Source organism: Collinsella intestinalis, assembly GCF_902501455.1.
Lineage (GTDB): Bacteria > Actinomycetota > Coriobacteriia > Coriobacteriales > Coriobacteriaceae > Collinsella > Collinsella intestinalis.
This window is the reverse complement of sequence record NZ_CABWIC010000003.1, coordinates 1-26979: the sequence shown is the minus strand read 5'-3', so window position 1 is coordinate 26979 and position 26979 is coordinate 1. Positions and strand designations below refer to the sequence as shown.

At 62.6% G+C, this 26979-nt stretch carries 19 protein-coding genes; 4 read left to right on the top strand and 15 right to left on the bottom strand.

The features are described 5' to 3' along the window. Positions 1–101 precede the first annotated feature (101 nt). From AOBCEHNH_RS00815 to AOBCEHNH_RS00790, 6 genes are all read right to left on the bottom strand, one after another. Complete coding sequence (locus tag AOBCEHNH_RS00815; protein WP_006723629.1) at positions 102–920, bottom strand: ABC transporter ATP-binding protein; 819 nt, start codon at positions 918–920, stop codon at positions 102–104. After that, complete coding sequence (locus AOBCEHNH_RS00810; protein WP_152062806.1) at positions 921–2975, bottom strand: dipeptide/oligopeptide/nickel ABC transporter permease/ATP-binding protein; 2055 nt, start codon at positions 2973–2975, stop codon at positions 921–923. Between the two features lie 3 nt (positions 2976–2978). Further along, entirely contained in the window at positions 2979–3938 is a 960-nt protein-coding gene (locus AOBCEHNH_RS00805; RefSeq protein WP_039910419.1) for an ABC transporter permease, read from the bottom strand. A gap of 128 nt (positions 3939–4066) precedes the next feature. Continuing rightward, positions 4067–5677: an ABC transporter substrate-binding protein gene (locus AOBCEHNH_RS00800; RefSeq protein WP_152062805.1), complete on the bottom strand. Its 1611-nt coding sequence runs from the start codon at positions 5675–5677 to the stop codon at positions 4067–4069. Between the two features lie 298 nt (positions 5678–5975). Next, on the bottom strand, positions 5976–7961 hold the full coding sequence (uvrC, locus tag AOBCEHNH_RS00795) for an excinuclease ABC subunit UvrC (RefSeq protein ID WP_152062804.1): 1986 nt from the start codon (positions 7959–7961) through the stop codon (positions 5976–5978). A gap of 117 nt (positions 7962–8078) precedes the next feature. Further along, on the bottom strand, positions 8079–9089 hold the full coding sequence (locus tag AOBCEHNH_RS00790) for a lipid II:glycine glycyltransferase FemX (RefSeq protein ID WP_193221131.1): 1011 nt from the start codon (positions 9087–9089) through the stop codon (positions 8079–8081). A 221-nt stretch (positions 9090–9310) separates the two neighbouring features. Between AOBCEHNH_RS00790 and AOBCEHNH_RS00785 the strand changes: the two genes are divergently transcribed. Continuing rightward, positions 9311–10549 carry a carboxylate--amine ligase gene (locus AOBCEHNH_RS00785; protein WP_006723622.1) on the top strand — a complete coding sequence of 413 codons (1239 nt, stop codon included), beginning with the start codon at positions 9311–9313 and terminating at the stop codon, positions 10547–10549. A 95-nt stretch (positions 10550–10644) separates the two neighbouring features. Here AOBCEHNH_RS00785 and murJ read toward each other — a convergent pair whose 3' ends face one another. The 5 genes from murJ to AOBCEHNH_RS00760 all read right to left on the bottom strand — a co-directional run bounded on the left by murJ (position 10645) and on the right by AOBCEHNH_RS00760 (position 18303). Then, complete coding sequence (gene murJ, locus AOBCEHNH_RS00780) at positions 10645–12288, bottom strand: murein biosynthesis integral membrane protein MurJ (protein ID WP_152062802.1); 1644 nt, start codon at positions 12286–12288, stop codon at positions 10645–10647. A 365-nt stretch (positions 12289–12653) separates the two neighbouring features. Next, the gene (locus tag AOBCEHNH_RS00775) at positions 12654–13823 is read right to left on the bottom strand and encodes a C40 family peptidase (RefSeq protein WP_152062801.1); all 1170 of its coding nucleotides are present in this window, start codon (positions 13821–13823) and stop codon (positions 12654–12656) included. A 105-nt stretch (positions 13824–13928) separates the two neighbouring features. Beyond that, positions 13929–14426, bottom strand: coding sequence for a Cys-tRNA(Pro) deacylase (gene ybaK, locus AOBCEHNH_RS00770; protein ID WP_006723619.1), 498 nt, complete (start codon positions 14424–14426; stop codon positions 13929–13931). Then, positions 14419–17295, bottom strand: a complete 2877-nt coding sequence (gene uvrA, locus AOBCEHNH_RS00765; RefSeq protein ID WP_152062800.1) for an excinuclease ABC subunit UvrA — start codon at positions 17293–17295, stop codon at positions 14419–14421. The genes ybaK and uvrA overlap by 8 nt, the downstream gene beginning before the upstream one ends. Positions 17296–17553: 258 nt before the next feature. Then, on the bottom strand, positions 17554–18303 hold the full coding sequence (locus AOBCEHNH_RS00760; protein WP_182282158.1) for an SDR family NAD(P)-dependent oxidoreductase: 750 nt from the start codon (positions 18301–18303) through the stop codon (positions 17554–17556). A 247-nt stretch (positions 18304–18550) separates the two neighbouring features. Here AOBCEHNH_RS00760 and AOBCEHNH_RS00755 point away from each other — a divergent pair, with 247 nt between their 5' ends. From AOBCEHNH_RS00755 to AOBCEHNH_RS00745, 3 genes are read left to right on the top strand one after another with little or no spacing between them, the layout of a single operon-like run. Beyond that, positions 18551–19393, top strand: a complete 843-nt coding sequence (locus AOBCEHNH_RS00755) for an Mrp/NBP35 family ATP-binding protein (RefSeq protein ID WP_152062799.1) — start codon at positions 18551–18553, stop codon at positions 19391–19393. 1 nt (position 19394) lies between these two features. After that, positions 19395–20810, top strand: a complete 1416-nt coding sequence (locus AOBCEHNH_RS00750; RefSeq protein ID WP_152062798.1) for an NAD(P)/FAD-dependent oxidoreductase — start codon at positions 19395–19397, stop codon at positions 20808–20810. Next, positions 20803–22461, top strand: coding sequence for an NAD(P)/FAD-dependent oxidoreductase (locus AOBCEHNH_RS00745; protein WP_152062797.1), 1659 nt, complete (start codon positions 20803–20805; stop codon positions 22459–22461). The genes AOBCEHNH_RS00750 and AOBCEHNH_RS00745 overlap by 8 nt, the downstream gene beginning before the upstream one ends. Before the next feature lie 172 nt (positions 22462–22633). Here the strand turns inward: AOBCEHNH_RS00745 and AOBCEHNH_RS00740 are convergent, their stop codons facing one another. From AOBCEHNH_RS00740 to coaE, 4 genes are all read right to left on the bottom strand, one after another. Beyond that, on the bottom strand, positions 22634–23209 hold the full coding sequence (locus AOBCEHNH_RS00740) for a hypothetical protein (RefSeq protein ID WP_118103883.1): 576 nt from the start codon (positions 23207–23209) through the stop codon (positions 22634–22636). Positions 23210–23354: 145 nt separating this feature from the next. After that, positions 23355–25592 carry an excinuclease ABC subunit UvrB gene (gene uvrB / locus AOBCEHNH_RS00735; RefSeq protein ID WP_152062796.1) on the bottom strand — a complete coding sequence of 746 codons (2238 nt, stop codon included), beginning with the start codon at positions 25590–25592 and terminating at the stop codon, positions 23355–23357. Between the two features lie 17 nt (positions 25593–25609). Next, positions 25610–26209 (bottom strand): lytic transglycosylase domain-containing protein, encoded by a 600-nt coding sequence (locus tag AOBCEHNH_RS00730; protein ID WP_226803171.1) that lies wholly within the window; start codon positions 26207–26209, stop codon positions 25610–25612. Then, positions 26199–26828, bottom strand: coding sequence for a dephospho-CoA kinase (coaE, locus tag AOBCEHNH_RS00725; protein ID WP_152062795.1), 630 nt, complete (start codon positions 26826–26828; stop codon positions 26199–26201). The genes AOBCEHNH_RS00730 and coaE overlap by 11 nt, the downstream gene beginning before the upstream one ends. Between the last annotated feature and the right edge of the window lie 151 nt (positions 26829–26979).

Below are 26979 nucleotides of genomic sequence, written 5' to 3'. Positions count from 1 at the left end.
CGAAAAGGGCGCCCCGCCGCGCATGCGGCGCGGCGCCCATATCCCGCGATGCGACGGACCGGAAGATCGCTCCCGAAACCGAAGCACCCGGAATCAAGCCGCTATTTTCCCAAGTTGGGATGGAGCAGCGAAGGCGCAGCCCCGAGCAGCATCTTGGTGTAGGGGTCCTGCGGGTTCTCGAAGACCTGCTTGGCAGGGCCCTCCTCCATGATCTGGCCATGATTCATGACCACGATCTTGTCGGAGATGTAACGGACCGTCTGGATGTCATGGGAGATGAACATCATGGACAGGCCGAGGTCCTTCTTGAGGTCGGTGAGCAGATTCAGGATCTGAGCGCGGACGGACACGTCGAGGGCCGAAGTGGGCTCGTCGGCGATGATCGCATCGGGCTTGAGAGACATGGCACGGGCGATGGCCACGCGCTGGCGCTGACCGCCCGAGAGCTGGCCGGGCATGGCGCGCAGGGCGCTCTTGGGCAGACCGACGAGCTCGATGAGCTCCTTGATGCGCTTCTCCTGCTCGGCCGTGCTGCCGACCTTATGGACCAGCAACGGGTCGAGGAGCTGATCGTGCACGATCATGCGGGGGTTAAGCGCGGTAGCGGGGTCCTGGAACACGACGGACACGACGCGACCCATCTTCTTGCGGAGGTCGGACGTGCGCTTGGTGACGTCCTCGCCCTTGAAGTAGACCTTGCCGGACGTCGGCGACTGAAGACCGCACATGACGTTGGCGGTAGTGGACTTACCGCAGCCGGACTCGCCCACGATGCCGATGGTCTCGCCGGGCATGAGCTTGATGGTGACGTGATTGACCGCGTGCACCAGATTGGGGTGCAGCAGAGAGCCGGTGCGCGTCTTGAACGTGACGGAAATGTCGTCGAGGAAGATGATCGGCTCCTTCTGGGCGTCGCTCATCTACATCACCTCCTGCTCGGTAGCGGCCACGCGCTCGAGGTACGGCGTGAGACCGTTCTCCTTGAGGTAGGCGTCAGGCAGCTCGGAGAAGCGGTGGTTCTTCCCGGGGAGCTCCTTGATAACGGGATGGACATCGAGGCCCAACGTGGGGTGGCTCGAGCGCGGGGCGAAGCGGTCGCCACGCGGGAAATCCTGCGGCGACGGCACGGAGCCGGGCACCTGGTGCAGGCGGGAGCCATCCTTGGCGCCCTCCTCGATCGAGAGCACGGAGCCGAGAAGGCCGCGGGTGTACTCGTGGATCGGGTTCGTGAGCAGCTCGGTGGTGGGAGCCTGCTCGATGACCTGGCCTGCATACATGACCGTGATCTCGCTGGCGACCTCGGCGACGAGAGCCAGGTCGTGGGAGACGAAGATCATCGCGAAGCCGAGCTTGGCCTGAAGATCGTTCAGAAGCTTGATGACCTGCTTCTGGACGGTCACGTCCAGAGCGGTGGTGGGCTCGTCGCAGATGATGAGCTTGGGGTCGCGGGTCAGGGCCATGGCGATGAGCACGCGCTGGCGCTGGCCACCGGAGAGCTCGTGCGGATAGCTCTCGAGCGTGCGCTTGGGATCGAGGCCGACGAGCTCGAGGAGCTCCTCAGCGGAACGGGTACCGCCGCGGCTCGTGAGCTGCTTCATCTGGGTGGAGATGAGCATCGACGGGTTCAGGGAGGACAGGGCGTCCTGATAAACCATGGCAATCTCGTGGCCGAGCAGCTTGCGATGCTCGTCCTTGGTGAGTTTGAGCAGGTCGGTGTCGCCGAAGAGGACCTCGCCGGTAACGGTCTCGTTGGGGTCGGTGAGGCTCATGATCACCTTGGTGGTGATGGACTTGCCACAGCCGGACTCGCCGACGAGGGCCATGCACTGGCCGGGACGGACCTCGAAGCTGACGTTGTCGACGACCTTGACGTCGCCATGGGTGTCGAACTGGATGCTCAGGTTCTTCACCTGGAGCAGCGGCTTGACGGACAGGTCGGGCACATGGCGATCGGTGCGCTGCAGCTCGACCTCGCGCAAAGCGGCCAAACGGCGGTTGAGGCTCTCGGCCTGCTCGGCATAAGCGCGAACGGGGTCGGAGGCGAGGATGTCGTCGGCGCGACGGGACTCGACGTCCTCGTCGTCGCTGGCGACCATGGCGCCGGGCTTGGCCGCCATGGCGTCGGTGAGGCCCTCGGAGAGGATGTTCAGCGCAAGGCAGGTGACCATGATGGCGATGCCCGGGAACAGGGCTTGCCACCAACGACCGGCGAGCACGCCGCCGCGAGCGTCGGCGAGAATGTTGCCCCAGGTGGCGGTGGGCTCGGTGATGCCGGCGCCGATGAAGGTCAGAGAGGCCTCGAAGATGATGGCGTCGGCCACGAGGGTCACGGTGAAGACCATGATGGGCGCGATGCAGTTGCGCAGGACATGCTTGATGAGGATCCACGGAGCCTGGGCACCGGAGACGATGACGGCACGGACATAGTCCTCACCGTACTCAGACACGATGTTCGCGCGAACGATACGCGCGATCTGCGGCGTGTACATGAAGCCGATGGAGAAGATGATGGCCGGAACCGAATTGCCGAGGATCAACACGAGGACGGCGGCCAGGGCGATACCCGGGACGGACATGATGATGTCCAGGACGCGCATGATGACCTCGGAGACGCTCTTGCGGGCGACCGCGGCGATGGCACCGACGATCGAGCCGAAGAACAGGGCGAACAGGGTCGCACCGAAGCCGATCACCAAGGAGTAGCGGCCACCGTAAAGCATACGGGAGAGAATGTCGCGACCCTTGTCGTCGGTACCGAACAAAAAGCCGTTACCGGGAGCCTGGCGGGCGGTGAAGATCTCGAGCGGATCATGCGGGGCGATCAAGGGAGCCAAGATCGCGGTAAGCGCCACCAGGATAAGGAGAATGAGGGAGATCTTGCTGCTCATCCTCATGTTCTTGAAACCGCCGAACTTCATGCCCTTGGAAGCAGCTTCCTCGAGCCTGGCAGTTTGCTCTTCACGAATCTTAACCATGGCCTACACCGTCCTAATGCGCGGGTTGATGAGCAGGTACAGCATGTCGACCACGATGTTGATGATGACGAAGGCCAGGGCCACGACGATGACGACACCCTGGACGAGCATCGTCTCGCCGCCGGTGATGCCGGCGAGAATGGCCGTGCCCATGCCGGGCAGGTTGAAGATGACCTCGATGACGACGGCGCCGCCCATGAGGTAACCGATCTTCAGGCCGAGCGTGGTGACGGGCGTGATCAGCGCGTTGCGCAGCACGTTGCGGGCGATGACGACAAACTCGGGCAGGCCGCCGCCGCGGGCGGTGCGGACGTAGTCCTTATCGAGCTCCTCGACCATGGCCGTACGCACGATACGGGTCATCTGGCCCGTGAGCGGGAACGCAAGGGCGATGGCCGGCATGAGCATACGGGCCATATACCCACCGGGGTTCGCAGTGAAGTGCGGCAGCGGACCGGACGCGGGTAGCACACCCATATACGAAGAGAACAGCAGGATCAGCAGGACGGCGAACCAGAAAGACGGCGTCGCGATTCCCGCAATGGAGAACACGCGAATCAGCTGATCGGGCCACTTATCGCGATACAAGGCGGCGATGACGCCCAGCACGAACGAGACGACCGCGCCGATGATGAGGCCGATGAACGTCAGCTGCATCGTGACGGGCAGGGCGGTGGCGATACGGTCGACGACAGGCGTGCGGCCGGCACCATACGTGCCGAGGTCGCCGTGGAGCAGGCCGCCAATGTAGTTGACGTACCGCTCGGGCAGCGGGTCATTCAGACCCTGATCTTCCATGTACTGCTCGATCGCTTCCTGCGAGGCGCCCTCTCCAAGGGCGTTGCGGGCAGGAATACTCGGATCGGTGAACGACATAAGGCCGAACACAAGCAGCGTGACACCCAGTGCCATGATGGGCAACGCGACGAGGCGTCGTCCGATAAGGCGCAAAAGGTTATTCACTTCTTCCCCCTCTACATTCCAAAAGCCTTGTGGGGGGCTCGGGTAGAACACGTCACCCGAGCCCCCCACGCTCTTATATCCTATTCGCGTCCAGACAGACGGAGCGGATGCAAGTGTTTACGCCGATATTACTCGGTAACCGTGGCGCAATCGATGAAGGACATACCGGTGGTGCCGATGCCCTTGAAGCCGTCGATGCGGACGCCCTCGCCGTTGGGGGTGTCGCGCCAAGAGGCGGTCACGGTCTTGACCTGGAGCACCGGGTACAGGACGGCCTGCTCGGCGATCATGTCGAAGCACTTGTTCCAAGTCTTCTGCTGATCGTCACCGGTCTGGCCAAGAGCGGAGGCCATGAGCTCGGTGAGCTCCTTCCACTCAGCGGACTCGCTCCAGCGAGCGCGGACCTTCATCCAGGCGTTGTCACCGTACCACCAGTTCATCAGCAGGTCGGGGTCGGCGCCGAAGCAGGAAGGATCGCCAGGGGCGAGCAGGAGGTCGAAGTCGCCGCCGGCGTCGATGTCGGCGTAGGTGTCGGCGGTGGTGCGGGTCACGATCTCAGCGTCGAAGCCGAGCTCCTTGAGGTCCTGCTGAACCTGGACGGACATGCTCTTGACCTGCTCGTTGTCGGTGGTGAGGAGCTTGATGGAGCCACCGGTCACGCCGGCCTCCTCCAGGAGCTTCTTGGCCTTCTCGACGTCGTGCTTGTAGACGACGGAAGCCTCGTTGTAGTTGGTGTAGGACTTGGGCAGGTAGCAGGTGGGGGCGGTGGCGAGACCGGCGAAGGCGTTCTCGATCATCTTCTCGTAATCGAGAGCGAACATGACGGCCTGGCGGGCCTTGACGTTGTCCCACGGAGCCTTCTGGGTGTTGAAGAGCATGAAGCGGGTGCCGAAGCCGTCAACGGTATCCATCTGGCAGCCGGCGTTCTGAAGCTGGTCGACGGCGTCGGCGGTAACCATCTCCATGACGAGCGTGGTGCCCTCCTGCTGGGCCTGAACGCGGGCGGTCGGGTCGACGAGGATGTCGATGTGCAGCTTCTCGTCCTTGGCGGGGTGATCGCCGTTGTACTCCGGGTTCGGGACCATCTCGACCTTGGAGTCATCGATGACGTCGTACATCCAGGGGCCGGAGCCGACGGGCTTGGCGGTCATGTCCTCCTTGGTGGAGGAGGCGGGAACGACGCGGACGATGGCGAGGCGCTCCTTCAGCAGGGAGAAGTTCGGCACGGCCGTCTTGACGGTGACGGTGGTGTCGTCCTTGGCCTCAACGGAGGCGATGGGGGCGAGCATCGGGATGTAGATGTTGCCCTCGGCGGTGGAGCGCAGGAAGGAGTCGGCGACGTCATTGGCGGTCACCGGGGTGCCGTCGGAGAACTTGGCGTCCTTGCGCAGGGTGATCTCGTAGGTGGTGTCGTCGACCTGCTTGGGATCGTCGGAGGCCAGCTCGTTGAAGACGCTGTAGTCGTGGAAGTCGAGACCGTACAGACCCTCGACGACGTGCCAGTTGGTGCCGCAGGCGAGAGCGGAAGAGGTGCTGGAAGGATCGAAGTTGGTGGTGGTGTAGGCAGAGCCGGCGGTGATCACGCCGCCGCCCACAGTACCGTCAGCCGCAGGAGCGGAGCCTGCGGGCTTGTCGCCACCGCCGCAACCGGCGAGACCAAGGCCAGCGACGGCGGCAGCGCCACCGGCAAGACCGAGGAAGGAGCGGCGGGACACGCCCGTGTTCAGAAGATCGCGCATGGGAACTCCAATCAAGCGCTCGGCGCTGCAACTCGGCAGCGCACATTACAGACCCTTTCAAGCCTAATGGGTCATTCGTTTTTTGTGCCGAACCCGTCGATGAACGGTCATCCTTCCGCCCAGGCGGGAAAACGACCGTTCACGAGATTGTTGACATTCTTCCGGGATGGTATTAAGGACCATACCAGTTTTCCAGGAATACGCTTTATCATCCTAAAGTACCCTGGTATTTACTGGTTTTTGCTGGTATTAGAACTGCCCCTCAAACTATATACATAGGCAGATAATTTAATACCACTTATTCACCTTCGGCAGCATCTTGCTCGACGCGCTGGGCCTCGAGTGCGCGGAGCGATTCGAACACCGAACGGGCCACCTCGGCAGGCACGCCGGGGACCTCCGCGATCTCGGCCTCCGACGCCGCGCGAAGGCGCTTCATGGAACCGAACCGCTTCATGATCGCCTTCTTCCGCGTGGGGCCGACGCCGGGGACCTCGTCCAAGACGGAGACGGTCATCGCCTTGCCGCGCAGCTCGCGATGGAAGGTGATTGCGAAGCGGTGGCTCTCATCGCGGACCTGTTTGATGAGATACAGAGACGCCGACCCGCTGGGCAGCACGATCGGCGTATCGTCCCAGGGGACGAATACCTCCTCATCGGCCTTGGCGAGGCCACAGACCGGGATGTCGAGACCGAGCTCTTCGAGCTGCCTCATCGCCGCGGTGAGCTGGGGGCGGCCGCCATCGACCACCAGCAGGTCGGGTCTGCTGCCGAACCGCTCGTCGGCCATGCGCTCGGGGGCGTAGCGACGTCCGAGAACCTCGGACATGGAGACGAAATCGTTGGCCTCATCCAACTCCGCACGGATCTTGAAGCGACGGTACTGGCTTTTGTCGGGCTTGCCGTTCGTAAATACGACCATGGACGCGACGGTGAAGGCGCCATGCAGGGTCGAGATGTCGAAACACTCGATGCGCATCGGCGGCGCGTCCAGGGCCAACGCGCTCTCGAGCTGCAATAGCGCCTGATTGGTGCGATCGTCCGAGTACCCCGTCCGCATCATGTAGCGCATGAGGGCATGACGGGCGTTGCGCTCGGCCATCTGCAGCAAGCGGTGCTTCTCGCCACGCTGCGGGCGGTGCAGGCGGCACACGCGCCCCCTCTTGCCCGTCAACCACTCCCCCACCACGTCCGCATCCGGCAGCTCGATCGCAAGGTCGACCTCATGGGGGACGTCGGCCGTCTCATCGTAGTAACGCTTAACGAAGCCGGATGCCAGCTCGACCTCATCGACGTCGAGGCCCTTGTCCAAGATAAACTCGCAGGTTCTCTGCACGCGCCCCTCGCGCACGACGAACACGCAAGCACCGGCGATGGTCTCCTCACGATAGAAGCCGATGAGGTCCAAATCCACGCTCGTGGGAAACACGACCTGCTGACGATCGTCCAGTCCGTCGATAACCTCAAGGCGACGCTTGATGCGCCCCGCACGCTCGAAATCGAGATCGGCGGCAGCCTCGGCCATATCGGCTTTCAGCTCATCGACGAGTTCGCGGCGTTGCCCGGATAGGAATCGCTCGACACGACGGACGTTCACGGCGTATTCCTCACGACCGATCATGCCGGCGCACACGCCGGGCCCGCGCCCGACGTGGTAGTCGAAACAGGGACGCCCCTGATTCGAGCAGATGAGCTCGATGACGTCGGTATCGTCCGGACGTTTTTCAAGCAAGCGGCGGACGCGCTTCCACTCGGCACACGAGGCCGTGCAGATCGGGCAGACCTTGCGGAGCGTGTCGATGGTCTCGCGGGCGGCGCGACTGTCCGTGTACGGACCGTAGTAGCGCGTGTCGGGGCGATGCTTCTCGCGCGTGTACTTGATGGCGGGGAATACGTCACCACGCGTGATGGCGATGTAGGGGTAGGACTTGTCGTCCTTGTAGTCGACGTTGAAATACGGATGGTATTGGGCGATGAGCTCGCGTTCGAGGACGAGTGCCTCATGCTCGCTTTCGACGACGATGTAGTCGAAGCTCGCAACGAGCTGCATCATGAGCGGGATCTTTGCGCGATCGTCGGTCAGCGTGACGTACTGGCGCAGGCGAGCGCGCAGGTTCTTGGCCTTGCCGACGTAGATGACCTCGCCCGAAGCGTCTTTCCAAAGGTAACAGCCGGGATCGTCGGGCACCTCGGCAACCTGTTCGACAAGGCTCGGGGCATGGTCGCCCCCCTGGGCGCGCACGTGCTCGGAGGCGGCGCGGGCGGAAAAGGGCGCAAGAGGCATGGAGCGGGAGGGCGGGGTATCGCCGGATGAGCGGCCTAGCATACGCGCCGACCGAATTCCGCCCCGATGACAACATGCGAAGGGCATCCCTTGGGAGCGAGCGTTCTCATGGGCAGCCTACCGCCTCACGGCCTTTGCATGGGCGCGCAGCTTCTTGACGCCCTGCAGCGCTGCGTAGAACCCGCCCTTGATGGGGACGTCGCGGTCGGGGGCGATTCGAACCGTTCCCTCTTTGGCGAACTTCGTCTTGAACTCATTGAGATTCATGGTCTCTGGGGCGAACTCGCTGCCGATGCCCATAAGGTCGTAAGACGTGCAACCGAGCTCGGCAACGTGCATCATCTCGAAATGCACCAGAGCGTCGGCGACATGCATCCTACCCGCACCCGACACCGTGGCCGCGTAATACCGCGTTGCAACGGAACCCGAAACGGTCACAAGCGACCAGCCCACGAGCTCGCCGTCGATACGGGCGGCATACACACGGCAGTGATCGGGGCCGAGCACCCGCATCATGTTGGCGTAGTAGGAACAAGGAGCCGGAACGAACCCGTCGCGCGCAGCGGTATCGCACATGATCTTGTGATATTCCTCGAAGGATGCGACAGCGAGATCGGTCTCGTCGGCCATCGAAGCGGGGCACTCGCGCAGAGCCTTGCGGACATCGCGGCGGCCGCGCGGCTTCATGCGGGAGAAAATGGCCTCCTCGCCGCCGGACAGGTCGACGACGACAGTGGTGTCATACGGCAGCGTCGAAAGGCACGAACGCGTCATGGGGAGCTCATGGTCGACGGCCAGGCGCATGAAGACCTGGGAACGGTCGGCCTGCCTGATATGCGCGACGAGGGCCTCGAGAGCCTCCGCCTCGTCCTGGGCGCTCGGTGCGTCGGCCCACACGGGGGCATGATGGGCTCGCAGGTAACGATAACCATGCGTCTCATACTGCACGAAAGAGGCGAGCGCCGCCGTTTCGCCGTCGCGAAGCACGGCAACGTAACCCCACGGGGAGCGGCCATCGACGGTCGACTCGAAATCCTGCCACACGGGCAGCTGCTCAACGGGGATGTCGACCCCAAGAGCCTCGAGAGCGACCTCGTACTCCTCGCGCGATAGCGTCTTCACCTGCATGCAATCACCGGTCCATATATGCCATATCCTCACGATACAGCGGTTAATCATATCCCACGGAAACGGGCGGACCGGCCGAACGCGAGCGGTTCTATTAAGAATGCATCGACGGCGCGCGTCTTTGTCGTGAGCTTGCGCGCGGGCCGCTCCGAGTGCGATAGAATCGCAGGATGTCCAGCGAACCAAGCGCGGTTATACCGCGAGGAGTCATCGGAGTTCTCATGCAGCCAACCACACCACGTACCGACTTCATTCCCGTCGTCCTCGGCGGAGATATCGGAGCTTACGCGCTGTGCCGTCAATTCCATGAGGCGTTCGGCATCCTCCCCATCATCATGAGCTCGGGGTTCGTCGGCATGATCCAGCACTCCCGCATCGTCGATCGACGCCTGGTCGCCTCCCTCTCGGCACACGACCTTCTCGAGGCGATCACCGCCATCGCGCTCGAAGACCGCGAGCGTCGCGTACTCGTCGTGGCCAACACGGACCCGCTGATCGAGGCGCTCGAGACGATTCACGAGAAGCTCCCGTTAAACGTCGTATGCCCCATCCCGCCCCGCGCCGCATTCGACGCCGTATGCGATAAGGACACGTTCGCTGAGCTATGTGCGGCGCACGGCCTCGAGACGCCGCGGACCGAAGTTGCACGCCTCGCTGGAGACGAGCCCATCGCGCCGTGCGCGATCCCCTTCCCTGTCGTCGCCAAGCCCTCCGTTTCCGCCGGGTACTACGACTTCCTCCTCAAGGGCTTCAAAAAGGTCTATTTCCTCTCCTCGCAGGCCGAACTCGACGAGTTGTGGCGCGACCTGAGGAACGCCGGCTTCACGGGTGACTTCCTCGTGCAGGAACTCATCGGCGGAGACGACACCCACATGGACTCGCTCACGCTCTATATCGGCCGAGACGGCGCCCCGCGCTTGCTCGGCGCCGCCCAAGTGCTGCTCGAGGACCACGCCCCGACGATGCTCGGCAACCCCGTCGCGATGGTCATCCGCGAGAAGCCCGAGCTATGGGAAAAGGCCTCCGCACTTCTCGCCGACGCCGGATACCGCGGCTTTGCCAATTTCGATATCAAGCGCTGCCCAGTGACGGGCCGCGAGGTCTTCCTCGACTGCAACCCCCGCATGGGCCGCAACTCCTACTACAACGTCGCAGGCGGCGTGAACCCCATGGAGGTTCTCGTCCGCGATGCCATCGACGGGATCATCGACGAACCGAGGCGCGCCGACAAACCGGCGCTCTATTCCCTGGTTCCCCTGCCCTTGCTCAAGCGCTACGTCCCCGCAGGCCCGCTCCTTGACGAAGTGAAAGACCTGGCGAGTGCCAAGCGCGTCTTCGACCCCCAGCGCTATGCCGCCGACGCATCATGGCGTCGCAGGCTCGATGTCGCGTTGACCGAGACCAATCAGTACCGGAAATTTGCAAAGTACTATCCGGAGCGCACCGACACTTCTTTCTAGAAACAAGCGCACAGCAGCCGCCCAAATTGCCGACATGAAAAAGCGGGACGCCGAAGAAGGCGCCCCGCTTTTTCAGATATCGACCGCGCGCAGCCCTAACCGCGGTGAAGCGCGCGCGACACGCGAGAGAAAAGCGCATCGAAAAACGGTGCTTCAGACCTGCCGAGCGCATACGCACTCCCATAGGCCACCAAAAGGGCCGGCAGGCCCGCAAGGGCCGCGTACATCAGGCCGCGCAACATTGAGCCGCCCACCGGACCGACAACCGTCGTGAGCAATATGAGCAGACCGGCGCCGACGGCAGATCCCAGCAAGCCGAACACGAGCGCCCGCGCGCCCGAAAGCATGACGGAGGAGAACCCGAAGGATCCCACCTCGCGACGAATACTGAGCAGCGTGACAACATCGACGGCGAGGAAGTGGAAGGTGGAGCTCAGCGGCACAACATAGAGACCATAGACGGGCGTGAGGACGATACAGAACACCACCTGCGTGGCCGCCGCGACGCAAGCCGCAAAGGCATAGATCTTCATCTTCATGAGCGAGGAGCAGACCTTCTGCAGATAGGTCGAGAGCGCGTACAGTGGCAACGCGACGGCCTGAACCTGCAGGTACGTTGCAGTCATAGCCGCATCCTCGGCGTCGAAGCCACCGAGAAGCGCCACGAGGACCGGCGCGAAGACGATAAGCAGCAGTGCGCAGGGGATCATGGTGAAGATGATCTTGCGCATGCCGGATGAGAGTGCACGGCGATAGGCATCCATCCGCTCAGCGACGCGGTAGTTCGAAAGCTCTGTGAACATGGTGACCGAGATGGGGATGGCCAGGATCGAGAAAGGCAGCACATACCAGACGCGGGAATAGTACGCGATGGCGGCGCCGCTCGAGGTGACTTGGAGCGCGCAAGACGACTGGACGGCATTCGTGGGATACGACGCGAACGTGACGATCAACGTCGGAAGGCCGATTGCAAGCGTTTCGCGCAAAGCGGGGTCATGCAGGTCGATTTTGAGACGCAGCCTCACTCCATGACGGCGCAATGCCGGCAGCTGGATAAGCACCTGGGAGACCACGCCCAAGGGGTTGCCGACGGCCAGGATGATCAGTGCCTGGTCCCATGCGAGCAGTCCGCCTTTGACCACCAACGAGTACAGCATGAACGACGCGATGGTGATGATGTTGTTCACCATGGGGGCGGCATTGGAGGCGAAATAGTCGCGCTCCGCGTTGAGCACACCCGAAACCACCGAGGACACGCCATACAGGATGACCTCGAAAGCGAAGAAGCGGAAGAACCATACCGCAAGATCGAAATCGAAATCCGCGCTCGCGCCCGCCGATTGCGTCCAGATGATCGGACCGGCGAATATGAAGCTCAAAACCGAGAGGACGCCCATAATGACGAGCAGGATGGTGAGCAGATTCGAGGCGTACTCGGCCGACGCCTCACGGCCGCGATTGTTGCGGACGGAGAGGTAAACCGGCAGAAATGACGTGACGAGCATGCCGCCCATCACGAGCTCGTACAACATGTTCGGCATACCAGCAGCGACGGTGTAACAACTCGCAACGGACATAAGCGCCCCGGAAAGCGCATTGGCCTGCGCCATCGTCCGACCGAAACCGGTAATACGGCTCAGAATGACAAGGATGCTCGTCGAGTTGGCCTTCCGGGCGGCGAGGCGCTCGACCTCCTCCTCCGTCTCCTCGCGCAGGCACTCTTCAAGCTCGTCTTTCAAGGGGCTCTCCGCATGCGAATTCGACGACAGGCGAGAGCGCTTCGCGGCAGTGAGGTAGACGGCGGTCTCATCGGGCGCCGTCGTACTCAGCGACGTCTCGCGACCACGCTCGGTGGACCCACGTTGCGCGGCGGCGAGAAAAACGGCGGTCTCCCCGGGAGAAGAGGAAGTCGCGTTACCGTGAGCAGCGTTTGGACGCACGCCCGATCCGGAACCCCTACCGTCACGGGGGGCAAAATGGGCACCTATTCTCGATTCTTCTCCTGGCATGCAATCAGCCTCTCAAGAAAAAGCGCCCCCGGGAATCCGGGGGCGCTTGCATTCACACATTCACGCCGTGCGGCCACCGCGCACACGGCTCGGCACTACACCGGAGAGCCGCCGCCGACGTAGTTGCCGCCAGCATAGAGGGATGCGACCACAACACCGACGCCGGGCATCGAAGCATGGACGTACCGTCCCCCGCCAATGTACAGACCGACATGGTAGATGGAGCTCGTGGAACCGCCATTACCCCAGAAGACGAGGTCACCGGGCTTGAGGCTGCCGATGTTGTACACCAGGTGTCCCTTGGAGCGAACCAAGTTGAACTGACTCCGAGAGCTATGCGGGATACCATAGCCGACCTGGGCGTAAGAATAGCTCGTGAGGCCGGAGCAGTCGAAGGCGTTGGGGCCGGATGCAGCCCACACGTAGGGCTTGCCGACCTGCGCGAGAGCGACATCGACAACGCTGGCGGGCGCATTGCCGGAGTTGGTGTTGCCGTTGTTGTTGGGCTTCTCAACGGGCTTGCTGGGCTTGTTGTTATTGCCCTGCTGCTGTTGTTGTTGCTGCTGTTGTTGTTGCTGCTGTTGCTGCTGTTGCTGCTGTTGCTGAAGCGCCTCCTGGCGAGCCGCCTCCTCAGCGGCCTTGCGGGCGGCCTCCTCGGCAAGCTGATCCTTGAGCTGCGTGTCGAGGTTGCTGTAGAACGACTGCTGCTGGCTGACCTTCGAGCTGACCTCGGCCGTCTTGGACTCCTGCTCGGAAACGAGCTCCTTCTGACGGGCCTCCTGCTCGGCAAGCTCGGCCTGCTTCTGCTCGAGCTCGGCCATATCCTGCTTCACCTTGGCGATAACCTGGGCGTCGGCATCGGCGACCTTGTTCGCATAGAACGTGCGAGAGAAGAGATCGGCAAAGTCCGTGGAGCCCAGAACGATGGAGAGCAGGTTCGCGCCACCCTGCTTGTAGGTGGAGGACACACGCTGGGCGATGACCTCCTGGCCCTCGGCGACCTCCGCCTGCTTCTTCTCGATATCGGCACGCGTCTGCTCGATCTGGCCCTGAACGGTGGCGAGATCGTCCTTCACCGTGGCGAGCTGGCTGCTGGCGAGCTCGAGCTCCATGGTATAGGTCTGGAGCGTGGCGTATGCGTCGTTGACGCGCTGCTGGAGCACGTCGGTCGGCTCTGCGAATGCGACCGCAGGAACTCCGGAAACCGAGAGCGTCGCGGAGAGTAGGCAAGCCGTGGCGATGACTGTGGTGCGTTTGAACTTCATGTCACGTCCTAACGTGTTCGGGTGCATCAAGGATACCAACCCCGACCCCTGAGCACCACCCAAAGCCGACGTGCGGCAGAATAGCTTCACAGGAACGGGCGGGACCTACCTTCGACAGATGTCCGCTGTAAGGGCGTTCAGGCAGGTCAACAGCGGCTCAACCGGCACTTCGAGCTGAATGCCGCGGCGCCCCCCGGAAATGTAGACCGCATCATACAACCAACATGTCTCATCGAAGATCACCGGAAACGGCCGCTTCAGCCCAATGGGCGAGCAGCCGCCTCGCACATACCCGGTCACCGCCGTCAGTTGTTTGGTGGGCAGCATCTCGAGCGACTTCTCCCCCGCCACCTTTGCAGCGGCCTTGAAGTCGAGCTCCTCGGCAACTGGCACGCAGCACACCACATGGTTGCCTGAGGGCGCCACTGTCACGAGCGTCTTGAATCCCTGTCCGGGATCCTCTCCCAGCTGCGCGGCAATAGACTCACCCAGACCACGGGCCTCCTCGCCGTCGTCCTCGTACGTGTGCAGGATATACGGCACGCCCTCGCGCTCCAACTCGCGCATTGCGTTCGTCTTTTGAACCTTGGGTGCCTTAGCCATCGATCTCGGCCATCCGTGCTCGGTCACGTTCAAGCAGGGGCGCCAGGAACTTGCCGGTGTAGCTCCTCTTGCACGCAGCCACCTTCTCGGGCGTGCCGGACACCACGATGCGCCCGCCGCCGTCACCGCCCTCGGGACCGAGGTCGATGATGCGATCGGCCACCTTGATCACATCGAGGTTGTGCTCGATGACGAGCACGGTGTTGCCCGCGTCCACCAGGCGCTGCAGCACGTCGACGAGTTGGCGCACATCCTCGAAGTGCAAACCCGTGGTGGGCTCGTCCAGGATGTAGAACGTCTTGCCCGTCTGCTTGCGGTGCAGCTCCTTGGCGAGCTTCACGCGCTGGGCCTCACCGCCGGACAGCGTCGTCGCCGGCTGTCCGAGGCGCACGTAGCCCAGCCCCACGTCGTAGAGGGTCTGCAGCTTGCGCTTGATCTGCGGGATGTTGCCAAAGAACGCGAGCGCCTCGGTCACGGACATATCGAGCACGTCGGCGATGGTCTTGTTGCGGTAGCGCACCTCGAGCGTCTCGCGGTTGTAGCGCTTCCCGCCGCACACCTCGCACGGCACATAAATATCGGGCAAAAAGTGCATCTCGATCTTGATCTGACCGTCGCCCTTGCAGGCCTCGCAGCGGCCACCGGGAACATTGAAGGAGAAGCGGCCCGGCGAGTAGCCGCGCGCCTTGGACTCAGGCACGCTCGCAAACAGCGCGCGCAGATCATCCCACAGGCCGATGTAAGTCGCCGGATTGGAACGCGGGGTGCGGCCGATCGGGCTCTGGTCGATATCGATGACCTTGTCAATTTGGTCGATGCCCTCAATCGCCTTATAGGGACCCACGACACGCGTCGAGTTGTGCACGGCGTTGGTGAGCGCGGGCGCGATGGTATCGGTCACCAGCGAGCTCTTACCCGAACCCGAAACGCCCGTCACCACCGTGAGGGTGCCGAACTCGATCTCAGCCGAGACGTTATGCAAGTTGTTGGCCTTGGCGCCCGTGATCTTGAGGGCCCCGCGACCGGGGTTGCGGCGCTCCTCGGGCAGGCGCACCATACGGCGGCCGGAGAGGTAGGCGCCCGTAAGCGAGTCGGGGCAGGCCATGAGCTGCTCCGCCGTCCCGGCGCACACGACCTTGCCCCCGTGCTCGCCGGCGCCCGGTCCCATATCAACCACGTAATCGGCCGCGCGGATCGTATCCTCATCGTGCTCGACGACGATCACGGTGTTGCCCAAATCACGCAAACGCTCGAGCGTGGCGATGAGTCGCTCGTTATCGCGCTGATGCAAGCCGATGGAGGGCTCATCCAGGATGTAGAGCACGCCCATGAGGCCCGCGCCGATCTGGGTCGCCAGGCGGATGCGCTGGGCCTCGCCGCCAGAAAGCGTCGCGGAGGCGCGATCGAGCGTCAGATAGTCCAAACCGACATCCACCAGGAAGCGAAGACGCTCGCCGATCTCCTTGACGATGGCGTGGCCGATGAAGGCCTCGCGCTCGGTGAGCTCGAGGGCATCGAAGAACGCGAGGGACTCACGGCAGCTCATGCAGCAAACCTCGTAAATGGACTTGCCGCCAACCGTGACGGCGAGCATCTCGGGGCGCAGACGGGCGCCGTGACACGTCGAGCAGGGCTCCTCGCGGATGTAGCGCTCGAGCTTTGCCTTGGTGTTCTCGTTGGTCGTCTCGACATAGCGCTCGTACAGGATATTGCGCACGCCGGCGTACTTGGTGAACCAATGCGTGTCCCGGCCGTCCTGCGTCTTGTAATCGACGCGCATCTTCTTGTCGCCCAAGCCGTCGAGGAAAATTTTTCGCACGCGAGCGGGCAGGTCCTTCCACGGCGTGGTCGGATCGACTTTGAGATGGATGCACAGGGCGCGGAAGATCTGCGGGTAGTAGTTTGACTTGCCGAAGAAACCGCCGAACACGCCCTCCTCGATGGAGAGGTTCGGATCTTCGATAAGGGCCTCGGCATCCACGACCTTTTTAAATCCCAGGCCGTCGCACTCCGGGCAGGCGCCATAGGGGGCGTTGAACGAGAAGTCGCGCGGCTGCAGGTCATCGATGGAGTGGCCATGCTCGGGGCAGGCAAGCGCAAGCGAATAGGTCAGCAGGTCGCCCTCGGTGCCCTCGGGCGCGTCCCGATTAGGCAGCAGATACACGGAGACATTGCCATGAGCGAGCTTGGTTGCCTGCTCGACGGCCTCGGCGATACGGCCGAGGCTCGTCTCGCGAATCACAATACGGTCGACCACGACCTCGATGGTGTGTTTGAACTTCTTATCAAGCTCGATGGTCTCGTCCAGGCTGCGGACCTCGCCGTCGATGCGCACGCGTGAGAAACCCTCGGCCCGCAGGTCTTCGAGCAGCTTGACGAACTCGCCCTTGCGACCCTGCACCACCGGCGCGAGCACGAAGGCTCGACGACCCTGACCGGCGGCGAGAATCTTGTCGGCAACCTGGTCGGTCGTCTGGCGCTCGATCTCACGGCCGCACTCCGGGCAATGGGGCACGCCAATGCGCGCATAGAGCAGGCGCAGGTAATCGTAGATCTCGGTGACGGTGCCGACCGTGGAGCGCGGGTTTTTGGATGTGGTCTTCTGGTCGATGGAGACCGCTGGGGACAGGCCGTCGATCGAGTCGAGGTCGGGTTTGTCCATCTGGCCGAGGAACTGACGAGCGTAGCTCGAAAGGCTCTCAACATAGCGGCGCTGGCCCTCGGCGTAGATGGTGTCGAAGGCCAGGCTTGATTTACCCGAACCGGACAGACCGGTGATGACGACGAGTTGGTCGCGAGGAATCTCGACGTCGATGTCCTGCAAGTTGTGCTCGCGGGCGCCCTTGATGACGATGGATGAATCAGACATGGACGGTCCTTATCTGAAGTGGAATCGGATATGACTCATGGACACATTCGTATCTAACCCCTTAGTGTAGCGCCAACGCCCGGTCGGGGCATAATCCCTTCGGGCGTGGCTCTGCTTCGCTTCACAAAAACGCCCTGCGGGAATATGCCCCGACCGGGCGCACGCAGCTGAAAAGGGGCCGTGTGCCCCGCATGGAGAAGGGCGCCCCGGCAAGAAGCCGAGACGCCCATACGAGGCGAACTATGTTGCCGGAAGTACTTAGCTGCGGGCGGCACCGTCGACGGGGATGACCGCGCCGGTGACGTAGGAGCTCATCTCGCTCGCCAGGTAGACGAAGGCGTTGGCGACGTCCTCGGGCTCGCCGATGCGACCCAGCGGAATGGTGGCGATTAGAGGCTGGATCATCTTCTCGGGCAGGGCGGCGACCATGTCCGTCTTGGTGATACCGGGGGCGACGGCGTTGACGCGGATGCCCTTGGGCGCGAGCTCGCGGGAGAGGCTCTGGGTCAGGCCGTTGACGGCGTACTTGGAGGTCGGGTAACCGCAGCCGGAGGGCTGACCGTACTTGGAAACCATGGAGCTGGTGGTGGTGATGGTGCCGCCGTGACCGGCCTCGATCATGAGCTGCGCACCCGCACGGCAGCCGTTGAAGACCGCGGTGACGTTGAGGTCCATGATCTTCTTCCAATCATCGGCCGTGTAGTCGAGCAGCGGAGTGGACTGAGAGATGCCGGCGTTGTTGACGATGGTATCGACTCCGCCCATGTCCTCGGCGGCGGCGCGGAAGGCCTCGGTAACGGCGTCGAGGTCGGCCAGATCGCACGTGCGACCCCAAACCTTGGCCTCAGGATAGGTGGCGAGCAGCTGCTCAACAGCCTTGTCGGCGGTCTCCTGGCGGGAACCGAACACGGTCACAACCGCGCCTTCCTCGATAAAACGAGCGGCGATGGCGTAGCCGATACCGCGAGTGCCGCCGGTGATGATTGCTTTCTTGCCTTCGAGCAACATGGGCATTCCTTTCGGACGTGGGGCGCGCACGTTCTTTCGCGCCCATCTTTTCAACCGTAGCCATTCTCCCCCAAAGATAAAACGGTTATTCGCCCTATGGGCTGACGTGATTCGGCAGACGGACGCCAGGCCGACAAGGTCGGGACCACATGCGCGCTACGGGTCGTGAGGCGCCTCGACCGACCCCGTTCAAGCCGCTCGGCGAGGGTACAATGGAAAGGTTCCACCTGAAGGAAAGGAAGCACCCATGAGCTGCGAGCATGCAACCGCGGCGGGCGGTCAGACCGCCCCGCAGGAATTTGAGGAAAACAATCTGTCCGAGGTCAAGCGCGTCGTCGCCGTGCTATCTGGCAAGGGCGGCGTGGGCAAGTCCCTCGTCACCGGCACCCTCGCCGTCGAACTGGCACGCGCCGGCCACAAAGTCGGCATTCTCGACGCCGACATCACCGGCCCGTCGATCCCCAAGATGTTCGGCATGAGCGGCCGCCACGCCATGGGCCTTGGCAACCTGTTACTGCCCGAGATCTCCGACCACGGCGTCAAGGTCATGTCGAGCAACCTGCTGCTCAAAAATGAGACCGATCCCGTCTTGTGGCGCGGCCCCGTCATCGCCGGCGCAATCCGCCAGTTCTGGAGCGAGACCTCCTGGGGTCCGCTCGACTACCTGCTCGTTGACATGCCCCCCGGCACCGCCGACGTCGCCCTCACCGTCTTCCAGTCGCTGCCCGTCGATGGCATCGTCATCGTGACGAGCCCGCAGGACCTCGTTTCCATGATCGTCGCCAAGGCCGTGAACATGGCCGAGAAGATGAATATCCCCGTCCTCGGCATCGTCGAGAACATGGCATATGTCGAGTGTCCCGATTGCGGCAAGAAGATCGAGGTATTCGGTCCCAGCAAGCTCGACGCCGTTGCCGAGCAGTACAACCTGCCGTTCCTCGGCCGCATGCCCATCAAGCCCGAGCTCGCCGCCGCCTGCGACGACGGCGCCATCGAGACCGAACTGCCCGGCGGCCTGCTGCCCGAGGCCCTCGCCAGCGTCGAGGCGCTCCCCGAGCACGAGGCTCCCGAACCCGATGCGGGCGCCTAGCATGGGCCGCCCTGCCACCATATCCACATCCTGCGACGCGCCGCTCTCCCCCGCGGAGGGCGGCGCGCCCATCTACGACGTTCTCGTCATCGGCGGCGGTGCGAGCGGACTTGCCGCCGCCATCACCGCGTCGCGCGCCGGGGCGCGCACGTGCATCCTGGAGCGCGACGTCGAGACGGGCCTCTCCATCCTCGCGACCGGCAACGGGCGCTGCAACGTCTCGAATAGCCGTCTCGACACACGCCGATACCGTCATCCCGACACCGTGCGCAAAATCTTCGGCACCACCCCGGAGCGAGATGTTGCCACATTCCTCGAAAGCACGGGCATCGCGACCGCAGAGGAGGGCGAGGGGCGCCTGTACCCCATGAGCCGCCGTGCGGATTCTGTGCGCGACGCGCTCCTCAACACCTGTCGACGCGAGGGCATCACCGTCATGGCGTGCGCCGAACCGAAGCGGCACGTTACTGGCCCAACCGGCCTCCACGAGTTCACGGTCGACCAAGCACGCCTGCCCCTCTCCCATAAGCCCGGTCGCGACGAGAAGGCCCGCATCCGCAACGCGCGCAAGGCGCTCGCAACAGCCGACCGCCTCGATCACAAGGTGCTCGCTCGGGCCGTCGTCCTCGCATGCGGGGGAACCTCTGGGGCTTCGTGCGAAGTCCTTAACCTGCCCCATGTCGCCGAAGCCCCCGTCCTGTGCCCCATTGCCTGCACTTTGCCCCCATCCGGCGACGATGAGACCGGCGGGTGCAACCTTCTCCAAGGTCTCGACGGCCTGCGAGTTGACTGCATGCTCACCCTGATGCGTGACGGGGCCGCCGTGGCATTCGAACAGGGCGAGGTCCTCTTCCGTCCCTATGGCATCTCCGGCATCGCCGCGTTCAATCTCTCGCGACGCATCGAGGCGGGCGACCAGATCGAACTCGACCTGTTCCCCGAGATGAACGAACAGGGCCTCACCCGCTTCCTCGCGCGCCGCGCGGAGACAATCGGCACCTTCGACGGCAACCCCCGATGGTTCGACGGCCTCCTGGCTCGTCCTCTCGCGGCACTCGCCTGCGACGCCGTGGCCGGTACCGAGCGCCCGCTGAACCGAGCGGCATCGATGCTGCACCGCATCCCCTTGCGCGTGACAGGCACCACCGAGCACGCGCAAGCCCAGGTGCGACGCGGCGGCATCCCCCTGCCGGCCATGGAACTCGACACACTCGCCGTGCATCCGATCAGCACGGACGAGAACGCACCGCAAGCACCCATCTACGCTTGTGGCGAGGCCATAGACATGGACGCCGACTGCGGTGGCTACAACCTTGCTTGGGCCTGGCTCACGGGCGTTCGCGCGGGCGCTGCCGCTGCCGCCGCCGTCACCCATCGCCACGGCACATCCGACCTCTCCAAGGAGCCCCATGCTTGAGATTTCCCAGATTTCCTGCCGCCTGGCCGATGGCGGTGATGAGCGCTCGTGCATCGAGGCATGCACCCGCGAGGCGCTCAGCATCCTCCGCTGCCGCCGTGCAGATATCGAACGCATCGAACTGAGGCGCAAATCCATCGACGCCCGCAAGAAGTCGAACGTCCATTTCACGCTGAGCGCCCTCGTGCACTTGGCATCCGAAGTCGACGAGGCCGACCTGCTCTCGCGCCTCCCCGATCGCGACCGCAAGCGCGTGCGCGCGGTCGATGCGGACGACCCCTCCTTCCCCGCTCCCGTGCAGGACGGCCTGTGTGAGCACCGCCCTGTCGTTGTCGGAGCGGGCTGCGCAGGCCTTTTCGCCGCGCTCACGCTCGCCGAGGCGGGCCTTCGCCCCATCTTGCTCGAACGCGGGGATGACGCTACGCGACGCACCGAGGCAGTCGGGCACTTCAACGCCACCGGAGCTCTCGACACCGAAAGCAACATTCAGTTCGGCCTCGGCGGTGCCGGCACCTTCTCCGACGGCAAGCTCAATACCGGGACGAAAAACCCCTTGCATCGACTGGTCCTCAAGACGCTCGTCGAAGCCGGCGCCCCGCGCGACATCCTTTGGGACGCCAAGCCCCATATTGGGTCGGACATCCTGCCCGACGTCGTCACGAATCTGATCGCTCGCATCGAGCGCCTCGGCGGCACCGTCCGCTTCCGAACCCATGCGAGCAATCTGCTCCTTGACGACGAGGGAATCGTCTCAGGGCTCATCCTCGACGGATCCGATGGGCGGGAAACCATTGCCGCAACGCACGTCGTCCTCGCTTGCGGCCATTCCGCTCGCGATGTTTTCGAAATGCTCGCCGGCCTCGGCGTCACGCTCCAGCGCAAGACCTTCGCCATGGGCGTGCGCATCGAGCATCTGCAAGTGGATATAGACCGTGCCCTCTATGGCACCGCGGTGGGCCACCCTGCGCTCGGCGCCGCCCCGTACAGCCTCGTCGCCCACCTTCCAAACGGCCGCAGCGTGTTCTCCTTCTGCATGTGCCCGGGCGGAGAGGTCGTTGCTGCCGCGAGCGAAGAAGGCGGGGTCGTCACCAACGGCGCCAGCATGCACGCCCGCGACGGCCGCAACGCGAACGCCGCATTGCTCGTCAACATCACACCCGAAGACCTCCCAGGAGATGACCCCCTCGAGGGCGTCCGACTGCAGCGCACCTGCGAGCAGGCCGCTTTCCGCGCCGGCGGCGGCGAATACCATGCGCCGGCCCAGCTCGTGAGCGATTTCCTCGCCCGGCGCCCCAGTACGGGCCCCGGCCGCATCGAACCCACTTATCCTCGAGGAGTCACCTGGGGCACCATCGACGATGTCCTGCCTCCCCACGTCGTCGACGCCCTACGCGAGGGCATTCCGCTACTCGATCGAAAGATCCGCGGCTACAACGACCCCGAAGCCGTTCTCACCGCCATCGAATCCCGCTCCAGCTCGCCGATCACCATCCTGCGCGACCGCCAGACCTGTATCTCGGTGAGTACGCCCGGCCTCTATCCCTGTGGCGAAGGCGCTGGCTACGCCGGTGGCATCATGAGCGCTGCCACGGACGGCATCCGCTGCGCCCAATCCCTCGTCACCTCAATCGGGGACGCCCATATCCGATAACCCGCTCTCAACGTGAAATATCACCGCCAAATTAACGGCTCGCCCCAAACGAATATGGCCCGCTTCTCACGATGGAGAAGCGGGCCATATTACACTCACGTATTCAGCGGACTCCCCACGAGCTCAAATTCCCCGACAATCCGGGAACACCCTGCGGGAGAACTCTAACCCCCTAGGCGAGCTCCGCACGGGGCGCATCCACCGAGAGCGAGATGCACGCATACACGAAGCCCCAGCCGGCGAGGTACAGCTCGAGGGCGGAAAGCGCCAACATGCCAGAAACGCCCATCAGGCCGAACAGATTCGCAAACGAGACGAGAATCGCACCAGCGGCGACGGCGACCTGCATGCCCGGACGGCCAGCCGAGCGACGATACATCTCGAAAGCCGTGGCAAGCAGATAAAATGCCAGGAACATGCCCAGGAACGAAACGACCGGAACGAACGTGTCGACGGAGAACGGGAAGTTCAGCGTCCACAGGCCACCCAGCAAAAGAACGAGACCCACCGCGGGCTCGACACCGCGCAGCGTCCATCCTGCGCGCATGGCGAAGGCGGCGACCAGCGACAGGGAACCGGCGACGATGCCGAACCAGGAAAGAAGCTGCTGCAGACGAGCGAAATCCGCATAGCCCCACGCAGGAGAGACGAACAGCGCCGTGGCGAAGACAAAGCACGCGCCCGCCATGGCCACATGGCTCCACGCGAGACCGCGCAAGCGGCTGAACAGCAGGTCGAAATCGGTCATGTTGGTTTCCCTCCCCTTGCGAGACCTGCGCCCCGCATGTAAATTCACGAGCGTAAGTATACCATCCGCACCCAACGAACGGCCTGTTCACCCCCTGTCGATACGGCCAAAGTCACAGGCAGGCACCGGTCGTCCCGTCTCAAACTCACCTCTTGAACCGCGCGCCCGTACGCTTGCGGCCCGGCGCGAAAACGGATCCCTTGCGCGCCGACTTCCGCAGCGCCTCAATCACCTCGTCCTCGCTCGTCCCCTCCGACATCGCCTTGAGCTGAACGACGATATCGCGCAGACGAGCGGCCTCCTCAAAGTCCATGGCCTCCGAGGCCGCTCTCATGTCGTCTTCCATGGTCTCGATCACGCGAGCGAGCTCCTCGGCAGGCAGATCGGCGAAATCGCGTGCAATCCGCTCGCCGACACCCTCGCCCGCATCGTCCTCCCCTTCCGTGCCGGCGGGACTGAAGAACGCACCATGCCCCAGCGTGTCGCCTCGGCTCCGATCCTTCTTCCCCACATTCTCCTCGGCCTCGGCGATGAAGCTCGAGATGTCGTTGATGGATCGGCGAACCGTCTGGGGCTTGATACCGTGTTCCTCGTTGTATGCCGTCTGAATCGCACGCCGGCGATTCGTTTCGTCGATCGCCTCACGCATCGAATCGGTAATCGAATCGGCGTACATAACGACCTCGCCCTCGGCATTTCTCGCCGCCCTGCCGATTGTCTGGATGAGCGAGCGTCGGTTGCGCAGAAAGCCCTCTTTATCGGCATCGAGAATCGCCACGAGCGACACCTCGGGAAGATCGAGGCCCTCGCGCAACAAGTTGATGCCTACCAGCACGTCGATCTTTCCCTGGCGAAGACTACGCAAAATCTCGACTCGATCCATGGTCGCCGTATCCGAGTGCATGTAATTGACGCGAATACCGGCATCAAGCAGATGGTCGGTCAGATCCTCCGCCATACGCTTTGTCAACGTGGTGACCAGCACGCGCTCATGACGTGCCACTCGTTCACGAATCTCATCGATCAGGTCATCGATCTGCCCACGCACCGGGCGCACGTCGATCTTGGGGTCGAGCAGGCCCGTCGGGCGAATGATCTGCTCCACGTTGTTCTGGCTCACTCGCAGCTCATAGTCGCCCGGTGTGGCGCTCACATAGATGAACTGCGGAATGCGCGCCTCAAATTCGTCATAGCGCAGGGGGCGATTGTCGAGCGCCGAGGGCAGGCGGAACCCGTGCTCGACAAGCGTCACCTTACGAGAGCGGTCTCCCTCGTGCATGCCGCGGATCTGCGGCACCGTGACATGGCTCTCGTCGATGATGCACAACATGTCCTTGGGGAAATAATCTATAAGCGTGAACGGGGGCTCGCCCGGTTTGCGACCATCCAGATGTCGTGAATAGTTCTCAATGCCGGTCGTGAATCCCATGGTTTCGAGCATCTCGAGATCATAGCTCGTGCGCTGCTCCAAGCGCTGCGCTTCGAGCAATTTATCGTTCGCCTTAAGCTCCGCGACTCGTGCCTCGAGCTCTTCCTCAATGGATTTTAAGGCTGCGGTTACCTTGGGCTTCTCCGTCACATAATGCGAGGCGGGCCAAACCGGGATAGCGTCGAATTCGCGCATGATCTCACCGGTGACCTCGTCGATCTCCGCGATAAGCTCGACCTCGTCACCGAAGAACTCGAATCTCAACGGATGCTCGGCATAGGGCGGGTAGACATCCACCACATCGCCTCTCACGCGAAACGTGCCGCGTGCAAGGTCGTAATCGTTGCGATCGTACTGAATGTCGATAAGCGAATGAATGAATTCATCGCGCTCAAGTGGCTCCTTTTTATCCACGTTCGGAGCCAGCCCTGCATAGTCCTCGGGAGATCCTATGCCATATATGCACGAGACCGACGCCACGACAATCACATCACGACGTGAAAGCAGGGATGCCGTCGCCTGATGCCGAAGCATCTCGACTTCCTCGTTAATGGAAGAGTCCTTCTCGATATAGGTATCACTCGAAGGAACATACGCCTCGGGCTGATAGTAATCGTAGTATGAGACGAAGTACACGACCGCGTTGTTCGGGAAGAACTCTTTAAGCTCACTCGCGAGCTGAGCGGCGAGCGTCTTGTTCGGTGCCATGACAAGCGTCGGTTTGCCCAAAGCCTCGATGGTCTTCGCCATCGTGAAGGTCTTGCCGGATCCGGTGACACCCAAGAGCACCTGATAGCGATCCCCATCGCGCACGCCCTGCACCAAGGATGCGATGGCCTGGGGCTGATCGCCCGAAGGCTCGAACGGAGAAACGACCTCAAAAGGCGCAGGGCTTCCAGACACGCCGAAACGCCTCAATTCGCCGCCGACGCGCTCAACTTCGAACTCAGCCACGCAAATCGCCACCCTTCCTAGCGAAACGCCTGCGGATATAGCTCCTGATACCGGGCTTTGGCCATATTGACGCGAACAAGATATGCCTGTGTCTCAGGGAATGTAATGGCATTATGAAGCAGCTTGTCCTGCTTTGCCCATCCATCCACATTGCCCATACCGGCGTTGTACGCGGCAATAGCCCGATCTGTCGCCCCATTGAAGTACGTCAAAAGATACGACAAGTAAGCACAGCCATATTCTATATTGACGGTCGGGTCCTCGAGATTCTCGTAAGAATAGCGTTTGCCGTCGACGAGACCTTTAGCCACCATGTCTTGAGCGGTTTCAGGCATCAACTGCATAAGGCCACGAGCACCCTGATGGGAAGAGGCCTCAGGATCCCAGCTGGACTCCGATCGGATGACGGCGGCAACCAAATACGGATCTACGCCATGAGTAGCCGCTGAAGCAGTGATCTCGTCCTCGTAATGCAAGGGATACATCGACTTAAAAAGCAACGAAGGGGCGAAAGCAAAGGCAAACGAAACAAGCCCGAAAATGAGCACGACGGTAAGAGGGAACACTCGATACCATCGAAGAAAAGAGCCGCGTCTGTTCATCAGTTTACTTCCCATCAGCCAGTCGAATGCCCCTATCCTCAAGCCAAAGGTCGAGTGATCGGAAAAGCGTATCATCTGCAACTGAATTATCGATGACGGTATCGGCCATCATTTTTAACTCATCTTCAGACGGCTGGAGGTCCGAACGTGCATCGAAATCAGAGCCGCTCATGCCACGCTCAATTGCACGTGCACGACGAGTGTCAAGCGGCGCCGTAATGGCAATTACCTCATCAGCCAAGCCGAATGCATCGGTAAACGACGCGGGAGCGGAAATCTCAACGACGGTGAGCGCGGGTGTAGGCACGACGAGCGAGCAACAAGGAACCGGTAAGAGAATATTAGAAAGATAATCCAGCAGGACAGGATGGACAATTTCATTTAGCTGGTGAACAGAGCCCTCATCGACAAAAGCCCGCTGAGCGAGAACAGATGAGCGCACTTCACCCGATTCATCGAGGACATCCCATCCAAAAGCCTCCGCGATGGAATCAACGATCGCAGAGCCGGGGACATAAAGACTTTTTGCGATTACATCAAGATCGAGATGGCGTGCGCCAGAACGGGCGAGGTAGGAGCATGCAGTAGATTTACCAGATGCAATATTGCCGATGACAAACAAGGTGAAGGGCATACGCGCCTCCAAAATTAGCTACCTATAGCAAAAGAGGGCCCCCGAGGGGACCCCCTTGCGCTCCCGCGCCGGGAAAGCGCGAAAGCCGTCCACCGGTCAGCGGCGCCCTGCTCTCCCACGGGCTGACCCCGCAGTACCATCGGCGCGGTGC